The 15,553-nt window shown below is 58.9% G+C and carries 12 protein-coding genes; 9 read left to right on the top strand and 3 right to left on the bottom strand.

Going from position 1 to position 15,553, the window contains the following annotated elements; genetic code table 11:
• Positions 1 to 126 precede the first annotated feature (126 nt).
• A complete protein-coding gene (locus NO887_RS09595) occupies positions 127 to 1,605 on the top strand; it encodes a hypothetical protein (RefSeq protein WP_256418098.1) in 1,479 nt (492 codons plus the stop codon).
• A gap of 2 nt (positions 1,606 to 1,607) precedes the next feature.
• Positions 1,608 to 3,422: an AAA family ATPase gene (locus tag NO887_RS09590; protein WP_256418097.1), complete on the top strand. Its 1,815-nt coding sequence runs from the start codon at positions 1,608 to 1,610 to the stop codon at positions 3,420 to 3,422.
• Positions 3,423 to 3,453: 31 nt separating this feature from the next.
• On the opposite strand, the gene NO887_RS09585 is transcribed toward NO887_RS09590, so the two are convergent.
• Entirely contained in the window at positions 3,454 to 4,650 is a 1,197-nt protein-coding gene (locus NO887_RS09585; protein ID WP_256418096.1) for an outer membrane protein assembly factor BamB family protein, read from the bottom strand.
• A gap of 125 nt (positions 4,651 to 4,775) precedes the next feature.
• Between NO887_RS09585 and NO887_RS09580 the strand changes: the two genes are divergently transcribed.
• From NO887_RS09580 to NO887_RS09565, 4 genes are all read left to right on the top strand, one after another.
• On the top strand, positions 4,776 to 6,680 hold the full coding sequence (locus NO887_RS09580; protein ID WP_379811941.1) for a methyl-accepting chemotaxis protein: 1,905 nt from the start codon (positions 4,776 to 4,778) through the stop codon (positions 6,678 to 6,680).
• A 160-nt stretch (positions 6,681 to 6,840) separates the two neighbouring features.
• Positions 6,841 to 7,473 carry a hypothetical protein gene (locus tag NO887_RS09575; protein ID WP_256397210.1) on the top strand — a complete coding sequence of 211 codons (633 nt, stop codon included), beginning with the start codon at positions 6,841 to 6,843 and terminating at the stop codon, positions 7,471 to 7,473.
• A 95-nt stretch (positions 7,474 to 7,568) separates the two neighbouring features.
• The gene (locus NO887_RS09570; protein ID WP_256397211.1) at positions 7,569 to 8,234 is read left to right on the top strand and encodes a hypothetical protein; all 666 of its coding nucleotides are present in this window, start codon (positions 7,569 to 7,571) and stop codon (positions 8,232 to 8,234) included.
• Positions 8,235 to 8,482: 248 nt separating this feature from the next.
• Entirely contained in the window at positions 8,483 to 10,870 is a 2,388-nt protein-coding gene (locus tag NO887_RS09565; RefSeq protein WP_256418095.1) for a VWA domain-containing protein, read from the top strand.
• Here the strand turns inward: NO887_RS09565 and NO887_RS09560 are convergent.
• Complete coding sequence (locus NO887_RS09560; protein ID WP_425492955.1) at positions 10,867 to 11,520, bottom strand: DUF7504 family protein; 654 nt, start codon at positions 11,518 to 11,520, stop codon at positions 10,867 to 10,869. The two genes, NO887_RS09565 and NO887_RS09560, sit on opposite strands and share 4 nt — an antisense overlap.
• Positions 11,521 to 11,647: 127 nt before the next feature.
• Here NO887_RS09560 and NO887_RS09555 point away from each other — a divergent pair, with 127 nt between their 5' ends.
• Both NO887_RS09555 and NO887_RS09550 read left to right on the top strand, forming a co-directional pair.
• Positions 11,648 to 13,456 (top strand): TRM11 family methyltransferase, encoded by a 1,809-nt coding sequence (locus tag NO887_RS09555; protein WP_256397213.1) that lies wholly within the window; start codon positions 11,648 to 11,650, stop codon positions 13,454 to 13,456.
• A 57-nt stretch (positions 13,457 to 13,513) separates the two neighbouring features.
• Entirely contained in the window at positions 13,514 to 14,245 is a 732-nt protein-coding gene (locus NO887_RS09550) for a CPBP family intramembrane glutamic endopeptidase (RefSeq protein ID WP_256397214.1), read from the top strand.
• A 25-nt stretch (positions 14,246 to 14,270) separates the two neighbouring features.
• On the opposite strand, the gene NO887_RS09545 is transcribed toward NO887_RS09550, so the two are convergent.
• Positions 14,271 to 14,627 carry a hypothetical protein gene (locus NO887_RS09545; protein WP_256418093.1) on the bottom strand — a complete coding sequence of 119 codons (357 nt, stop codon included), beginning with the start codon at positions 14,625 to 14,627 and terminating at the stop codon, positions 14,271 to 14,273.
• Between the two features lie 135 nt (positions 14,628 to 14,762).
• Here NO887_RS09545 and NO887_RS09540 point away from each other — a divergent pair, with 135 nt between their 5' ends.
• A complete protein-coding gene (locus NO887_RS09540) occupies positions 14,763 to 15,551 on the top strand; it encodes a GIY-YIG domain-containing protein (protein WP_465261989.1) in 789 nt (262 codons plus the stop codon).
• Positions 15,552 to 15,553 lie beyond the last annotated feature (2 nt).

The raw sequence follows: 15,553 nt of genomic DNA, 5'->3' as shown, positions 1-15,553 counted from the left end.
CTGAAGATAACCCCCGTCAATAACCGGGGTGAAAAGCACCGCTGAGATTATTTATAGCCCCCGAGGAGCCCTGAAGGGTCTGAGATTAGCTGTAGAGAGATTTCAGATCCAGTGAGTGATTCAATAATGTCTCAGAGTCAGTCCAACAGTAACTCCGGGTTCGGCCAGACGGTCAGCGCAACTACCAGCGTTCCCGTGACCGATCTGCTCGAACAGGAAGGCACCGTCCCGTTCCTCGGCGTGAACGAAGCCGCACAGGCCACGTATCCAGACGCCGTCTCAACGGCAGGCCGGCGATACGTCACCAGTGGCACCCAGACGTTCAAAGACGCACTCGAGGTCCTCCCCCACGCGGGCGAAGGCGAGTTGTGGGCCGACAACGAGTTCGTCTCCGAGTCCGAGGACGGATCGGGCGTCACCGTCGACGTCGACGCGCTCACCGACGTTCACGGGCTGGATTTGAGCGAGTTGGCGAGTGCGACCGGTCGGACGGTCGACCAACTGGTCGCGAACGCCGAGCCCGAATCACAGATCAAGGTCAGTACGCACAAGGACATCGTCGATCGGCGTCGACTCGCGCTCCGGACGCTCGGGTACGATGTCAAGTTCCGCTGGCAGATCGCCTCTCGTCGATACAACCCCGGTAACATGCGGTCGTTTTTCAAGCGGAAGATCGCCGCCTGCGAGAAGCACGGGGCAACAGACGCTTTCGGGTGGATTCGCCATTACGACTGGGGTGGCTCAGTCACGATCACGACGATCTACCCCTCGAAGGCCTACGAGATCGGGACGCCCGATGGGACCGACATCGACTTCGAGAACAACGAACTGACCCTCGCGACCGCCGACGCCGACGCGGACACGACGCCGAGTGAAGATTCGGTGACCATCTACTACGGCGACCGGATGGGCTACGACTTCCGTGGGCATCAGAAGTTGTGGGTGAAGCCGGTGATCTTCATTCCCTCGGTGGGGACGATGATCCCACTGCCGTACGCTGGGACGGACCTCAGTCGCAAGCACACGGGTGACCTGATGGCCGACGCGATCGACTGGCACGAAACGATTCTCTCCAAGATCGACTCGCTGTGTGCAGACATCAACAAGGAGATCACTCGGGCTCGGGTCGTCGCGATGGACTTCGAGGAGCTGCCCTTTTCGATCACGGAGTTCTACCAATATCTCGGCATCCAAAACGAGACGTACGCCGAGAAGGCCGCCGACCGCGCGACCGCGCTTGCGGACCCGCCGGAACGCCCCACACTGTGGAATCTCCAACTCTCGCTCAAACTCGCCATCCTCGACAACTACAGTGGCTCGAAGGCCGGGGCGACCTACCAGGAGTACCAAGAGCTCGCCGGAGAGATTCTCCGTCACCCAGCAACCCAGATCACCCTCGCAAAAGAACAACACCAGCTCGAAAGCGACACCGACGACACCGAGACGCTCGACGCCGCCCAGCAGACGCTCGGCGAATCCCTCCAAGACGTGATGGACTTGACGGGCGTCACCGAAAACCGACTCAACCCCACCGAGGCACAGAAGATCGAACAGCGCGTCCAGCAGCGCCTTCCGAGCGCCGACAGCGGCGCGACGAGTGACTGATAATGTCCACGACAGACACCACTTCTCCCGACGCCGTGCCCACCGAGGAGGTCGTTGCCCACTTTGCGAATCGGCTCATCCGAGAGCGCGGCGGCCCCATCTCGACCGACGACCTCGTCTACTCCGTCGAGAACGCGACATCGATCAGTCGCAACACCGTTGCGAGTCTGCTCAAGGACGCCGACACGTCTCGCTTCGAGACCGACCGGGACTCCGGCGGAGAACTGCTGATCACGCGGGCGACGACGACAAGCCCGGAGCCGGCCGCCGTCACCGCCCACTTCGGCGCACTCAACCAGGTGACCAACGACCTCACTGCCATCGAAGCGGTTGATGACGATGTAGAGGCGCTGTTGAACGACGCCGGCTACCGCTCGTTCCGCGACCTGACCGAAGCAGATGCCGCCGCCCTCCGTGAAACCCTCAACAACGATCTCGAAACGGATCTGGACGCGGCCGACCTCTCCACCATCCCCGGTCTCACCAACTCCGACGTCGAGGCGTTGGCGAACTCGGGGATCCAGACCGATCAAGAACTCATCGATGCTTCCCCTGAGCAGGTCGTTGAGCAGGCCGACCGAGCCACGCTGACGACCGCGAAGATCAACCGTGCTCAGTCCGCGCTCGAAGACGCCTCCCGTACGTTCACGCCGGGAGAAGTGAACCAGATCGTTGGGCAGGCGTACATGAACCTCCCTGTCGGTGGGGAACTGGCCGCCGAGCAACTCCAGCGTCACCACGACCGCGTGGCCACACTCGGGCGGGCCGGCGCGGTCGTCTCCACCGTGGCCGAAGAAACCGCCACGGTCGGTCGCCCGCTCATCGACGTGCGTGACGACTTGAGCGTCGATGACGACGGCGGTGTGTACGTCTCGGATACGGGCCACAACGCTGACTCACCGGTCAACACGGGACTGACCGTCCTCGAAGACGTTGGCTACGGCATGGTCCCCAAAGCGGCGAACGAGCCGGACGCCGGCCACTCCGCGCTCCCCGTCGACGATGATGGGGAGGTGATCGCCCCGTCGATCCCACTTGAACGTGACCTCCAGATGCCCATCGACGAGCTGCTCGCGAAGAAACTCGCCCGGAACGTCCCTGTTCGGATTGTCGGGCCGCGTGGCAGCGGGAAGAACTACCTCACGAAGTACATCTGCCACAAGACGAACCGCGGCTATCGCTCGCTCGACGTCGACAAAGCGACGATGCCACAGGACCTGTTCGGGCCGATCTCTCCCAACGAAGACGGGAAGCTTGAACCGAAGAACGCCGACGTGAAGCAGGGACTCCTCAACGGCGATGTGATCGTGATCAACGAGTTCCCCGTGATGCAGAGCGGGGCAGCGATGGCGCTTCACCAACTGCTCAACGAGAACAAGATCGTGATCAAGTCTCACGGGCAGACCATCGAGCCTCATCCCGAAGCGCGAATCGTCGTCACGATGAACCCGCCAACGCGCGAATACCGCGACTCCGAGCCGATGAACTCGGCCACTCGCGGCCGCTTCCGTGGGTTTTGGCAGGGGTATCCCGACACGGTTGACGCCGAAGTCGAGACCTTGGATAAGCAGCTTAACACGCCGAGGCCCGTCGTCGACGAGGACACGCTCGAGAAAATCGTCGAGTTCGCCCACCGGACGCGCAAAGACGAATTCACCAACTGGCCGACGCTCTCAACGCGGAATCTGACCATCGTAATCGAGCATATCGCAGACGGAGCTTCCCCGCAGGCCGCTCTCAAGAACGTCCTCCGGATGGTCGCCGAACCGAACCAGCGGCCCGAAGATGCACACGAGGCACTCAGCGGGATATTCTAGTAGTTGTACAGTCCCGTGAAAGCGGTGTAGTTCAGAAGGGTGCTAGTGGCTCCGTGTTGCCGATCACCCCCGGTCGGTTTGTGAAACACCAACCGTCGGCCCCTCCGATCGTAGAAGAGTAGGAAATACCACTTCCCACCCGAGACGCCCACACAGCAGAACCGTCTACAGCGTTCACAGCATGGAGATTTTGATCAAAACCCCCGATATACACTGTCCCATCCACCACAGCTGGCGACGATTTCACCGGATCCTCCGTTGCGTATCTCCACTGTTCACTCCCAGTGACTGAATCGACAGCGTACAGGTTCCCGTCGTTACTCCCGACAAACACGGTTCCATTCACCACCGCTGGCGAGGAGTACACAACACCACCCGTCGAAAAAGCCCACTCTCTACTCCCATCCGAAGCGTCAACCGCATGGAGTCTGTCGTCCATACTTCCGGCATACACGCCCCCATCTGCCACCGCAACCGACGAAAAAATACCACCACTTGTCCCGTATGTCCACTCTTCAACACCGTCGGCAACCCCAATAGCCGCAAGAGTCCCATTGTAGGTCCCGACATAAACCATGCCGTCAACGACTGCTGGGAGCGAGTATATTGATCCTCCAATCGTGTGCGTCCACTTTCCAGTCCCGTCATCCGCGTGTATCGCATGAATCTCCCCACCGTGATCTCCGATATAGACAACTCCGTCAACAACCGCCGGGGACGACTTGACAATATTCCCCGTAGAATATGTCCACAGCACACTCCCATCCGCGGCAGAAACAGCATGGAGCTTACCGTCGTTACTCCCAACGTAGACCGTGCCACCAACAACAGCTGGCGACGATTGAATACTCCCGCCCGCTGAATACAGCCACTTCCTTGTTCCTTCAAGAGCATCGATAGCGTACAGATTCCCATCTTGTCTCCCAACAAACACCGTCTCATTAACTACAGCCGGTGAAGTGAATTCATCGTTCCCAACCGAATACGTCCACATCCCACCCCCATCTGTGGCACTAACAGCGTAGAGCCCACTACGCCCCCCGATAACCCGGTGATTACGTACAAATTCAGAGACTCCACCGTTTTGTACCGGAGGGCGGCCCACTAACCCGCCAGCCGTTACTTCTACGTTTTCAGCAGTCCCCGCCGCCCAGTCCGAACCATCGGACCACGACGCCGCTCCGCGGGCACGCCGATCGCTGGTAAACCGACTAGATCCGTCTGACATATTCGATTCTTCTCACAACAACCCAATAGCTATTCCGGTCATTGGACCCACTAACCCGACCACTTGAATATCACTGTCAATAATCAGGCGCGAACACTCATGCCACCCCCCGAATGTACCTAAACATGGCAAACGCAGCGACTAACACACGTTCGAAATCAAATAGCCGTGGATTCTCTATCCGGGAAGTTCTCCAGTACATCCCCGACGGCTCGTCGATGCCGTCCGAGATGTGGAGCTCACGTCACCGTGGGATTCTGCTTCTAATCGTCGCACAGGTTCCGCTGCTTGTCGCCCTCGGGCTCTTCGAGGGGACGATGCCGCTCACTGGCGCAGAAATTCCGGCGCTCATGCCGATGATGATGGCCGCGTTCGTATCGATCATCCTCGGGGCTGCCGCGCTCGCAAGTTGGTCCCGTTTCGACCGGCGTACCCGCACCGTGCTTGCGGCGTTCAGCGCGATGACCGTCTCGATGTCGCTCGTGAAACTCTCGGGCGGCTACATCGAGGCCCACTTCCACTTTTTCGTCTTCATCGCCGTCCTCGCTCTCTATGAAGACTGGCTCCCGTTCGCGGTCGGGATGACCTACGTGGCGATTGGCCACGGTGTGTTCAGCCTGATCGACTCCAGTCTCGTCTACAACCACCCGGCGGCGATCGCCAACCCTGTCGTTTGGGGCGGTATCCACGCCGTCTTCATCATCGGGCTCGCCGCCGCGCTGATGACCAACTGGTACTCAATCGAGAAGTCCCGTGAAGAGGCAGACACCAAGCTGGACCAAGTGGCCGCCCAACAAGAGCAGATCCAGAACGTCGAAGAAGCGAAAGCCGAAGTCGAAGCACAGCGGGAAGAAGTCGAGGAGCTCAACGCTCACCTTGAGCAGAAAGCCGACCGCTTCAGCACCCTGATGGATCGAGCGGCCGACGGCGATCTCACGGTGCGGACGAACCCCGAAAGCGACAGTGCCGCGATGGAACAGATTGGAGAGTCCTTCAACGGCATGATGAACGAGATCGAGGCGACGATCACCGATGTCCAGTCGTTCGCCGACACCGTCTCCGACGCAAGCGGCGAGACGGCTATCAGCGTCGAACAGGCAAAACGGCGCAGTGAGGAACTCGACGACTCCATCGGCGTCATCGACGACGGCGCAGACCAACAGCGCGAGATGCTCGGTCAGGTCTCCCAGGAGATGAGCACGTTATCCGCAACGATCGAAGAAGTGGCGTCCTCCGCAGACTCCGTCGCACAGGCCGCCAACGAGACGGCATCGGTCGCCGAAGAGGGAGAGGAGACGGCCAAGACCGCGATCGGCACCGTATCGGAGTCGCAAGAGGCAATCCAGTCGACCGCCCAGACAGTGGACAACCTCGACGACCGGATGAAGAACATCGGCGAGATCGTGGACCTAATCAGCGACATCGCAGAGCAGACGAACCTGCTCGCGTTGAACGCCAACATCGAAGCCGCTCGCGCGACTGGATCGAACGGCTCGGGCGAGGGCTTCGCTGTCGTCGCAAACGAGGTGAAACAACTCTCCGAGGAGACACAGGACGCGGCTCAGGATATCGAGGCGCTGATCGAAGAAACCCAAGAGCGGACGACCGCCACCGTGAGCGAAGTTCGCGACGTCGAGGCGAACATGGAGCGGAGTGCCGCCGCCGTCCGAGACGCCGTTGAAGCGTTCGAGCAGGTGGCCGACAACGCCGTCGAGACGAACTCCGGCATCCAAGAGATCAGCACCGCGGCGGACGAACAGGCCGCCAGTACCGAAGAAACGGTCTCGATGGCTGAGGAGGTCTCGACTATCAGCAGGAAGACGGCCGGCGAGGCCGACGACGCAGCGACGGCGGCCAACCAGCAGGTCGCCGCGATGGAGAACGCGACCTCGGCGACCGACACGCTCTCCGAACAGGCGAGCCAGCTCCAGAACCTGCTCAGCGGCTTCTCCGTGGGAACGGCAACACCGTCCACGTCAGCCACCGCTGGGGATGTGGCTGTCGGCGACGGTGGCCACCCGTCGCGGTAACGACTTCGCGTCTGCGGTTCTTTTTCGAGCAACGGATCTACGAACAGCCGCAGAACGCACCCCCTCGCTGTCGACACACAGTGTATTATACTTTTGCACGAGTGAAATGGGATTGTATTGGAGAGTCCATTCATACACCCCGCGGGTGTAGACAGAGAGCATGGACACCCACGACGTGGAAAACATCGGACCAGACGACGAACTGTATATCGACGGGAGGGAGGCAACAGTAGACTGGGCGCTCGGCGGTGAATTCTGTGTCACCTACGAAACTGGGGGCTCAAGGACGATCAGCAGTGATGAGGCCCACAACCTGATCAAAGAAGAGGATCTCAACCGCGAGGGGCGCATCGCCAAGTTCGTACCGTATTTGGGCATGAGATGCCACGATCTTGGCAAGACCACGAGCGAAGAAATCGAAGAACCGATGGTGGCCATTCACAACAAATTCCATGGTGCCGAATGTGTGTTCAACGCCACCGCGATGAAGCGGGGGCATCTCCACCAATACCAACATGCGAATCTGTTGGTCTCCGACCAGCCGTACGTATTCGCCATTTCTCCAGTGGTTAAGAGCGAAACTCACTCTGGCTCAGTCGAATTCAACTACCGCAGTCTCGACATCTCGAATCTGGCGTATGAACTCAAGTTGACCAAGTTCTTTAAGAGAGACGGCATGGGCACCCACAGGTGGGTGCCAACTCAGTGGGACGAGATGAACGAGATGTTCATCATTGACGTCTCGATGCTCTGTGAAGATATCATCGTCGACCGCAAGACCAATCGGAAGTAGGAGGTTGGAAGGCCACAGAACGTGCCCCAGCCATCTATATAAGCCGTAATAAGTCTTTGTACGAATCGACAGATGGCGATTTGGAGAATCCGTTAATGCACCACCGAGCGAAGTTGCTACTGTTCAAAATGGGTATCAACGACATCAAAAACATCAGTCCGGGCGATGAACTGATCATCGACGGGAAAAAGGCGGTTGTAGAGTCACCGATCGGTACCGAATTCACTGTCGCCTACCCGAATGGAGGCACAAAGACGTTCAGCACATCCAAAATCCATCATCTGGTCAAAGAAGAAGACCTCGACCACAACCACCATGTCGCGACGTTCGTGCCATATTTCGCCAAGTCGAGCTACGATATTGGGGACGCCACAGGCGAAGAGTTCGAAGAGCCGATGGTGGATATTCGTGATGCCGGCCATCGGATCAAATGTGTGTTCAACTCCGCAGCGGAGGTGCGGGGACGTCTCGGCCAATACCAACATGCGAACCTGTACGTGTCGAACCAGCCATACGTATTCGCTATCTCACCAGTGACAGAGAGCGAAACACACACTGGCACGGTCGAATTGAACCGCCGCTCCGTGGACATCTCGAAGTTGGCGGATTCCCTCGGGTTCAAGACGTTCTACTGGAAGGAGGGCATGGGCAACCACAGGTGGCTGCCAACTCAGTGGGACGAGATGAACGAAATGTTCACCGTGGATGCTTCGTGCCTCACGAGAGATCCCGTCATCGACCGCAAGACCAACCGAGAATAGGCAGTTGAGGAACTGTTGAAAAAGGCCGTTAACCGGTAGGTAGCCTGTTTGTATCTCTCGACTGGTAGTAGAAGAGTCTCTAGAGGTGTCAATAGAATTCAATGAGTCAATCTCAACATTCCCGGACAAGCAATCTAGCATCGACGCTAACACCCCCCAAGCCGAAACAGACACGCTGTTCGGGGAGTCGCACCACCCACCTCCGCGAGTTTGTCCACGGGCTGCTTCCGGCGCACATCACTTCTCGTGTGGAAGTTCGGGTCACCGAGAACGTCGCCACGGCGGCCGTGGTCCCAGCCTCCACAGAGGCGCTCGTCGACGGCGAGCAGACGGAGTTCTCCCCAAGCGAGGCCAGCAACCTTGTCGAAAGCGTCAACGCCGACTACCTCGTCCTCGTCACGGGGAGGGCCGCTCCACTCGAGTCCGTCTGTCTCAACGACCAGCTCACTGCCGACAGCGCGTATCAGTTCGGTCTCGCAATCCACGAGACGCTCCACATCCTGAAGACAGCCTTTGGGGCGCTCCAGTCACTGACGGAGGATCGAGTCGAGCCTGCCCACCGCGAGTTCGTCCACGAGCTGATCAACATCACCGAGGACGGCGCGATCGAAAACGAAGCGATGACGGGAGATGACTTCTCTCAGCGGTCGGCCAATCGGCTCACGCTAATCAACGAGGCGCTCACGCAGAAACCGGACGAGTACCCCGAAGACCACGAGTTCTCCTTTGGAGATGCCCTCCTCAAGGCCCTCCACGACCGGCTTATCTACGACTCAGGCGTCACGGACCTCCTGTTGGACGAGACGGACACCCAGTTCACATTCGCGACCGACGCCGACCGCAAGGCCTTCACCGAGATCGACGCAGCCATCGACCAACTCGCCACAGACATCCTCTCGTTGCGGTCCGACGCGACCGTCGCCATCCACCACCACGATAAGGCGGCCTCGATCAAGCGGATTAAGCGGACGATTCGATTCTGGAACGAGGACCTCAAACCGCTGCTTGCCGACCAGGACGACCCAGAGGGGGACGCCGACGCCAACGACTCCGACGAAGCCGGCGAGCCCGAATCCCAACAGTCCGGTGGAGACGGCGACACAGAGACCGCCCCCGAAGACGGCTCCGACGGTGGCCCCTCGCTCGAAACGACCGAGAGCGGGGACAGCCGGCAGTCTGTCGACCAGTATCCGACCATCGGCAACGAACCGGATCCGGACGGCGTCGACGAAGGGGACGAAGACTCGACCGACACTTCAGACGGGACCGACGCGACCGACACCACTGACGACACCGGCACGACCGACACTTCAGACGACGCCGACGGCCGCGCAGGGGAGTCGCCGGCTTCAGAGCCCGCCGAGACGACGGGAGAGGACACCCCCACCGACGACGAGACAGACACTCCGGACACACCCGAACAGACCACTAGCGGACAAGCATCGCTCACGGACTTCGGACAGGACGACGATGGAGACGACGGGGAGACAACTCCGGACACCGACACCGGGGGTGACACCGGCCCCACGGCCTCGCGAGACGAGCCGGCGGCCCCCGACACGGCCGCTGGGGCACCCGAAGTGGAAACCGCACAGGAGGCAACTGCGCCCGATACAGACACCACCAGCAACCAGCCCCCAACCGAGGAGGAGGGACAGGACTCCCCGGAGGTCCCCTCACCGGTTCACGAGCCAGAATCACTCTCCTCAGCCGACTTCGAAAGCGATCGCCAACAGGCCGCCGAGACCGCAGCTGACGCCACCGTAGATGAAACCGCGCTCGAACGCGACCTCGAAGCTATCGACGACCAGCTCGCCGTTGAGGGCGCTGGGCAGTTCGCCGCCGTTGAGGACCTCGACATCCTCCCCGAACCGGATCCTCAGGATGTACCCGACATCGACTGGGCGACGATCGAGGGGTCTGCGGCACTCGTGGGCGGCACGCTCGCAAAGGAACTCCGCTTGGATCAACAAACGAACCACCGTGACGGCCTCTCATCGGGCTCCACGATCAATGTGAAGACAGCCTACCGACTGGGGTATGGCGACCCGCGGACGTTCACCGAAACCCTCCCCGGCGATGAGAAGGACTACTTCTTAGTGCTGATCCTCGACCGCTCGGCGTCGATGGGGCCGAGCTACTACGACGACGAGGCGGAAAGCAAGATCTCCGTCGCGACCAACGGCGTCGCTCGCTTCGCGCTTGCGTGTGAGTCCTTGGATATCGACGTCGCCATCATCGACTTCTACCGCGACGATGTTCGCCTCGTGAAGCCACCAGCCGTCGAAACGGAGTTCGCCAGCGAACAGATCCTCTCAACAGAGACCGGCGGAAAGACGCCACTCGCGGAGGCACTTTCGTTGGCGCGGACGCTGGCCGATTCGAGCCCGCGTGAGTCGCTAATCATCTCGATGACCGACGACAAGCCATCGGACATCGACGCCGTCGCTAGCGAGATTGCGGCTTCATACGACCCGGTTTGCTCACTGACGATCGCGACCGACTGTAAGCCGGGGCACCCACCGGAACAAGCTGAAACGCTACTCAGAGAATACGATCAGACGACAACAGTGTACGACCCGTCACAACTCGAAAGCCGACTCGACGAGCTCGCAAGTCTCCTGTCGGTGTATTAATCGAAACCAGTCGACCCGACGACACCGAACCCACTGTAGCCGTCCACGTCGAGGACGTAATCGAACAGATAGGTGATCATCGAGAGCGTCTGTTCGTCGTGTGAGTCCGGGTCGATGGTGAAGACGCCGACCGAGTCCGTTGCCTGAATACAACCGACCATTGTCTGGAGGAACCGGAACAGGACCTCGATGTCTGCGTACATGGTCATTGGACAGATCGAATCCAGAACGAGTCGGACTCGCTCGTACCCACGGTTGTTCATCGACTCGATCATCTTCGTGACTTCCACGCCGACGCCAGTCAGGTCGCCGGGGCCGCCCACCTGGACGACAGATGCTTCTCGCACTGAGTACGGTGTGGGGCTCGGCATACAATCGATGATGCCGAGAGGCGGGTGGATGTCGGTTCCCTCTAATCGCGAGTGGTACCGCTGGGCGACGTTCTTCCCGACTTCGTTGGTCGTAACCACAACTGACGGGTCGGCCAGCATACCGTTATCCGACTTGAGGAGATCTATGACGAAATCTCTCCGTTCGGGGTCTGAAGGGCCTTTGACCAGAATCGACTTTCCTTTCTCTACTTCATCCACCGGGAGTTCCCGCCCAAACGTATACCCGTTAATGGCGGACCTCTGTATTTGACTTGACATGGCTCGTGCGTCTCGTGGTGAAAATCTACACAGCACCCCTAATTAAATCCACCGGGGGGTGGGGGGAGCTAGAATTCGGCTGTTTATAGCCTCCATAGGGGAGTGAGAGGAATTTGGATTAGAGCCCATGAGCACCATAGCCCACACTACCGCCACCGAGGAAAGCCACCCGAACACGCTTCTCTCGTACTGGTCAGACACGACCGAGGGGTCAACGTTTCAAAGCGAGAAGCTCCGCTGGTGGACTGAATCACATCTCCAAGACGCAGAGCACATCCTGAACCCGTGTGCCGGCGTTGCGAGATTAGACGTACCGGGTGACGTCCTACGTCTTGACATCAATGAAGACGCAGACGCCGACCTCCACATCGACTTTCGGACCATCGAAGACCACGTAGAACCAGAGACCTACGACGCGATCGTCTACGACCCGCCCTACACGTGGGGACAGGCGGTGAAGAAGTACGATCTGGATTTAGCCCGCGACGAGTTCTATTTCTATGACGACGAAGTGATGGAGATGTTCAATCGAATCCTGAAGCCCGGCGGGATCATCATCCAGTTCGGATACTCGACGTCGGTGATGCCCCTCTCGCTCGGCTATGAGACCGAGGCTGTTGCTCTGTTCAACAAGCTGGGCGCGCAAAACGACTACCTCGCGACGGTGGCCCGGAAGCCGACCACCCCAGGGCAGTCCCCCTCAGCCACTACCGTCAGTCAATCCGTCGTCCCAAACGCTGGCGCAGAGAACATCCGCGGGTCGAACATCTCCAAGGGCGGAAACGGCGGTGAAAACATCCAGATGGAATACCGCCACTCCCTCAGCAACGGCTCACTCAACAAGGCGCTCAAACCGTCCATCACATCGTGGCTCGATGATGACGATCGCGTTCTCCATATCTACCAGGACACCCCGCGGTTCTCGCTCGATGAGTACACCTGTACCACCTGTACCTACACGTCAGCCGACTTCGATACGGACGCCGATTCCCTCTCCGCTGATGTGGTCGTCGCCCCGTGGAACATCGACAGCACGTTCGCAACAGGCGAGTTCGACGCGGTCGTCCTCGACATCCCGTATGAGGCCTTCCAACGCAACATCCGAAGCCCGCAAGCAGAGGCCAGCTCGAAATCTGGAGTCACCCACATCGACACGATCCTCAAGCGGAGCATTACGAACCTCGTCAAAGGAAACGGCGGGCGTGTGATTCAGATCGGGCAGACAGCGACGCTGATGAGCGGGGCGGATTACGACTACACCCGTCGCGGCGTCACAATCACGAACCACGCACCGGAACCCCACGACTGGATCATCGCAGTCGACGAGAAACCCCACGAGAACCTCGAGGTTGCCACGCTCGGTGATGGTGAGGTCGATGGACTCTACCAAGATCCACACGGGGCACCGAACATCACCGACAAGCAGAACCGGACCAACTTCGAGCCTCACCCCAACTCCTCCCACTGTGAACACTGTGGGAACTCCTACTTCCACCACCCTGCGGCCTATGTGGACTGTCCGGATTGCGGCGCGATCGCCGGGAACCTCTGTCTCTCCGAGAGCGGCCAGCCCATCAATCCTTCCGGAGCTGACCACCGTATCACGGAGTCCGACGTCTGTCCCGGTCGGCTCACAGAAGCAGAAGCACTTCACGACGGGTCCTGTAATCGGAAGGATCCGAGCTACGTCGCTGCCGATGACGAGCTCGTTTCCGAAATCACCGATCACCTCCCGTCCGATATTCTCTCGGGGGAATACGCCTACATCCGGCGCAAACACCTCGAACAGGTCCTCGAAGACAAGCTCACAGCAGAACCGCGCTCAACCGACATCGTTGAACGAGTGATCGAGAAACTCGGCACCGGGCCTGCCAGCACCCCAGAGACCAACACTCCAGCGGACACAACCGCGTGTACGCTCGATGAGTATCTCTAATGCGAATCTGACCAAAGCACTAATGACCACGTACTGTCCACGGTATAACTACAACACATGAGTCAGGTCCGTACATTCATCTCAGCCACGGGTATCGGTATCGGCGGATACCTTCTCATCGGCATCTGGTCGGGTATCCTCTTGGGCGCGCTTTACTTCACAACTGGCGCAGTCCCCTTCGAGCAAGAGCTCTTCGTGAGTAACCTCGGCCTGCTGATGGGAGCTATAACTACCACGGCACTGTTTTTCCAATTCACCGATCACAGGTACCAGTTCCTCAGAGTCAGAACACCAACCTCGAAGGAGATACTGCTGGTACTCGGCGGTGTCGTAGTTCTACTTGCCGGTGCGATGGGACTCGAATTCCTCCTTGGCCTTCTCAACGTAGGCACCTCCGATCACCAGATCTACGAAGCCTTCACGACCTCAGAATCTCCCGCTGACCCCACGATCTTACTCGCGCTCATCCCTATCTCGATTCTGATCATCGGCCCGTGTGAGGAACTCATCTTCCGAGGGCTCGTTCAGGGGTCGCTCTACCAATCGTTCGACCGGCAATATGCTATACTCGTTTCGAGCGTCATCTTCGCGATGGTTCACTTCCCGGCTTACCTAACCGCAAGCGCAGCGGATGCAACGAGTACACTCCTGATCGTTCTCTTTCTTTCACTCATCCTTGGCTGGCTGTACGAGACCACAGACAACCTCATCCTTCCCTCTCTCGCACACGGCATCTACAACGCGGTCCTCTTCCTCTTCCTCTATTTCGAAGTTACCGGGGTTGTGTAACCCCCCTCATTTCAACTGGAAAATATTACGATCCTTCCCCCTCGACCTTGCCTTTGTAGTCCCAGTTTTGACCGCCCTTCCCGTCCGGTGTGACGATGTACTTGTACGGCCCGTGCGGGCAACCCTTACAGTCTGAACCGCAGTTGTTCCGCCGAATAACAACCGTCCCCTCGTCGCTATCTTGGACGTCGACGACCTCGTCTGACTCATCGACATCTAAGTCATCCTCGTCGATCATCTGGTCCTGTTGACCGATCCGGTATTCGCGTAGTTGGCGGGCGTACTCCTCGATTAGCTCTAACTGATCGATTTCTTGGCGGCGGAGTCCATCAACGATGTACTGCGCGATCTCGTCCGGTGGGGCCGGTTCGGTGTCTTCCATCTTGTCAATAGATATGAGCCGCAGCATTGTAAAGCTTGACAAGAAATACTGCTCAAATCCGTTTTTGCCTTCCGAGAGAAGGTGAGAAGAGGGTTTGAATAGAACCCAGACGCGCTACTACCGACAGACGATACCATGGTCGTATTCATTTCCACCGTCTCCAGTCCTGATCGCCCAAACAAACTGGCGCAGTTTTACCGGAAACTTGGTGTGCTAAAAACGCAAACAGGAGGCCCATTCTACCTCTCAGATGTCGATGGAACGGTGGACTGGCCTCACCGTGGGATCTACATCTTCTTCGACGAATCCACAGACCCGGAGATCGACCCGGTTAGCGAGTGGCACATCACTCGGATCGGTACTGTCGGCGTTTCCAAAGGAAGTTCCAGTTCGCTCTGGCAGCGACTCCGCACCCACCGAGGAACCACCAGTGGAAACTACGCAGACGGTGGTAACTGCCGAGGGTCCGTGTTCAGACTCCATATCGGAAACGCGATCATCGAAGACGAAGGCCTGGAAGACAAATACCCTCACTGGGGCGTTCCGCACCGTCAGCTCCCAGACAACATATCCACCTCAGAGATTCGCGCCCAAGAACACCCACTCGAACTACGGGTCTCCGAGCGGATTCGAAACCTCCCGTTCCTTGTGATTGACATCCCTGGCAAGCCCCACGCAGACTGCGATCGGGCACGCCTCGAGAAGAACCTCATCGCGCTTGTCTCTCACGCACGCCGAACGAATCCCCATCTGAAAAAGGACGACTGGCTCGGTCACCACTCACCGCGGGCCGAGATCAACAAAACCGGACTCTGGAACCTCGACCATGTGAACTCCTTTTACACGGACAGCATCATCTCGGAGGTGACTCCCTACATCGAGTCCACCTCTCCCATCAGCGAAACCGATTCTGAGGGCCAGTAGTC

The sequence above is a fragment of the Halorubrum laminariae genome (assembly GCF_024494655.1).
Taxonomy (GTDB): domain Archaea; phylum Halobacteriota; class Halobacteria; order Halobacteriales; family Haloferacaceae; genus Halorubrum; species Halorubrum laminariae.
Note: the sequence above shows the minus strand (reverse complement) of the source record. Positions and strands in the feature narration are given on the sequence as shown.

Coding starts and splice junctions, on each gene's coding strand:
- NO887_RS09540 (WP_465261989.1), top strand. CDS start 14,763: ATGGTCGTATTCATTTCCACCGTCTCCAGTCCTGATCGCCCAAACAAA.
- NO887_RS09555 (WP_256397213.1), top strand. CDS start 11,648: ATGAGCACCATAGCCCACACTACCGCCACCGAGGAAAGCCACCCGAAC.
- NO887_RS09580 (WP_379811941.1), top strand. CDS start 4,776: ATGGCAAACGCAGCGACTAACACACGTTCGAAATCAAATAGCCGTGGA.
- NO887_RS09570 (WP_256397211.1), top strand. CDS start 7,569: ATGCACCACCGAGCGAAGTTGCTACTGTTCAAAATGGGTATCAACGAC.
- NO887_RS09585 (WP_256418096.1), bottom strand. CDS start 4,650: ATGTCAGACGGATCTAGTCGGTTTACCAGCGATCGGCGTGCCCGCGGA.
- NO887_RS09590 (WP_256418097.1), top strand. CDS start 1,608: ATGTCCACGACAGACACCACTTCTCCCGACGCCGTGCCCACCGAGGAG.
- NO887_RS09550 (WP_256397214.1), top strand. CDS start 13,514: ATGAGTCAGGTCCGTACATTCATCTCAGCCACGGGTATCGGTATCGGC.
- NO887_RS09575 (WP_256397210.1), top strand. CDS start 6,841: ATGGACACCCACGACGTGGAAAACATCGGACCAGACGACGAACTGTAT.
- NO887_RS09545 (WP_256418093.1), bottom strand. CDS start 14,627: ATGGAAGACACCGAACCGGCCCCACCGGACGAGATCGCGCAGTACATC.
- NO887_RS09560 (WP_425492955.1), bottom strand. CDS start 11,520: ATGTCAAGTCAAATACAGAGGTCCGCCATTAACGGGTATACGTTTGGG.
- NO887_RS09595 (WP_256418098.1), top strand. CDS start 127: ATGTCTCAGAGTCAGTCCAACAGTAACTCCGGGTTCGGCCAGACGGTC.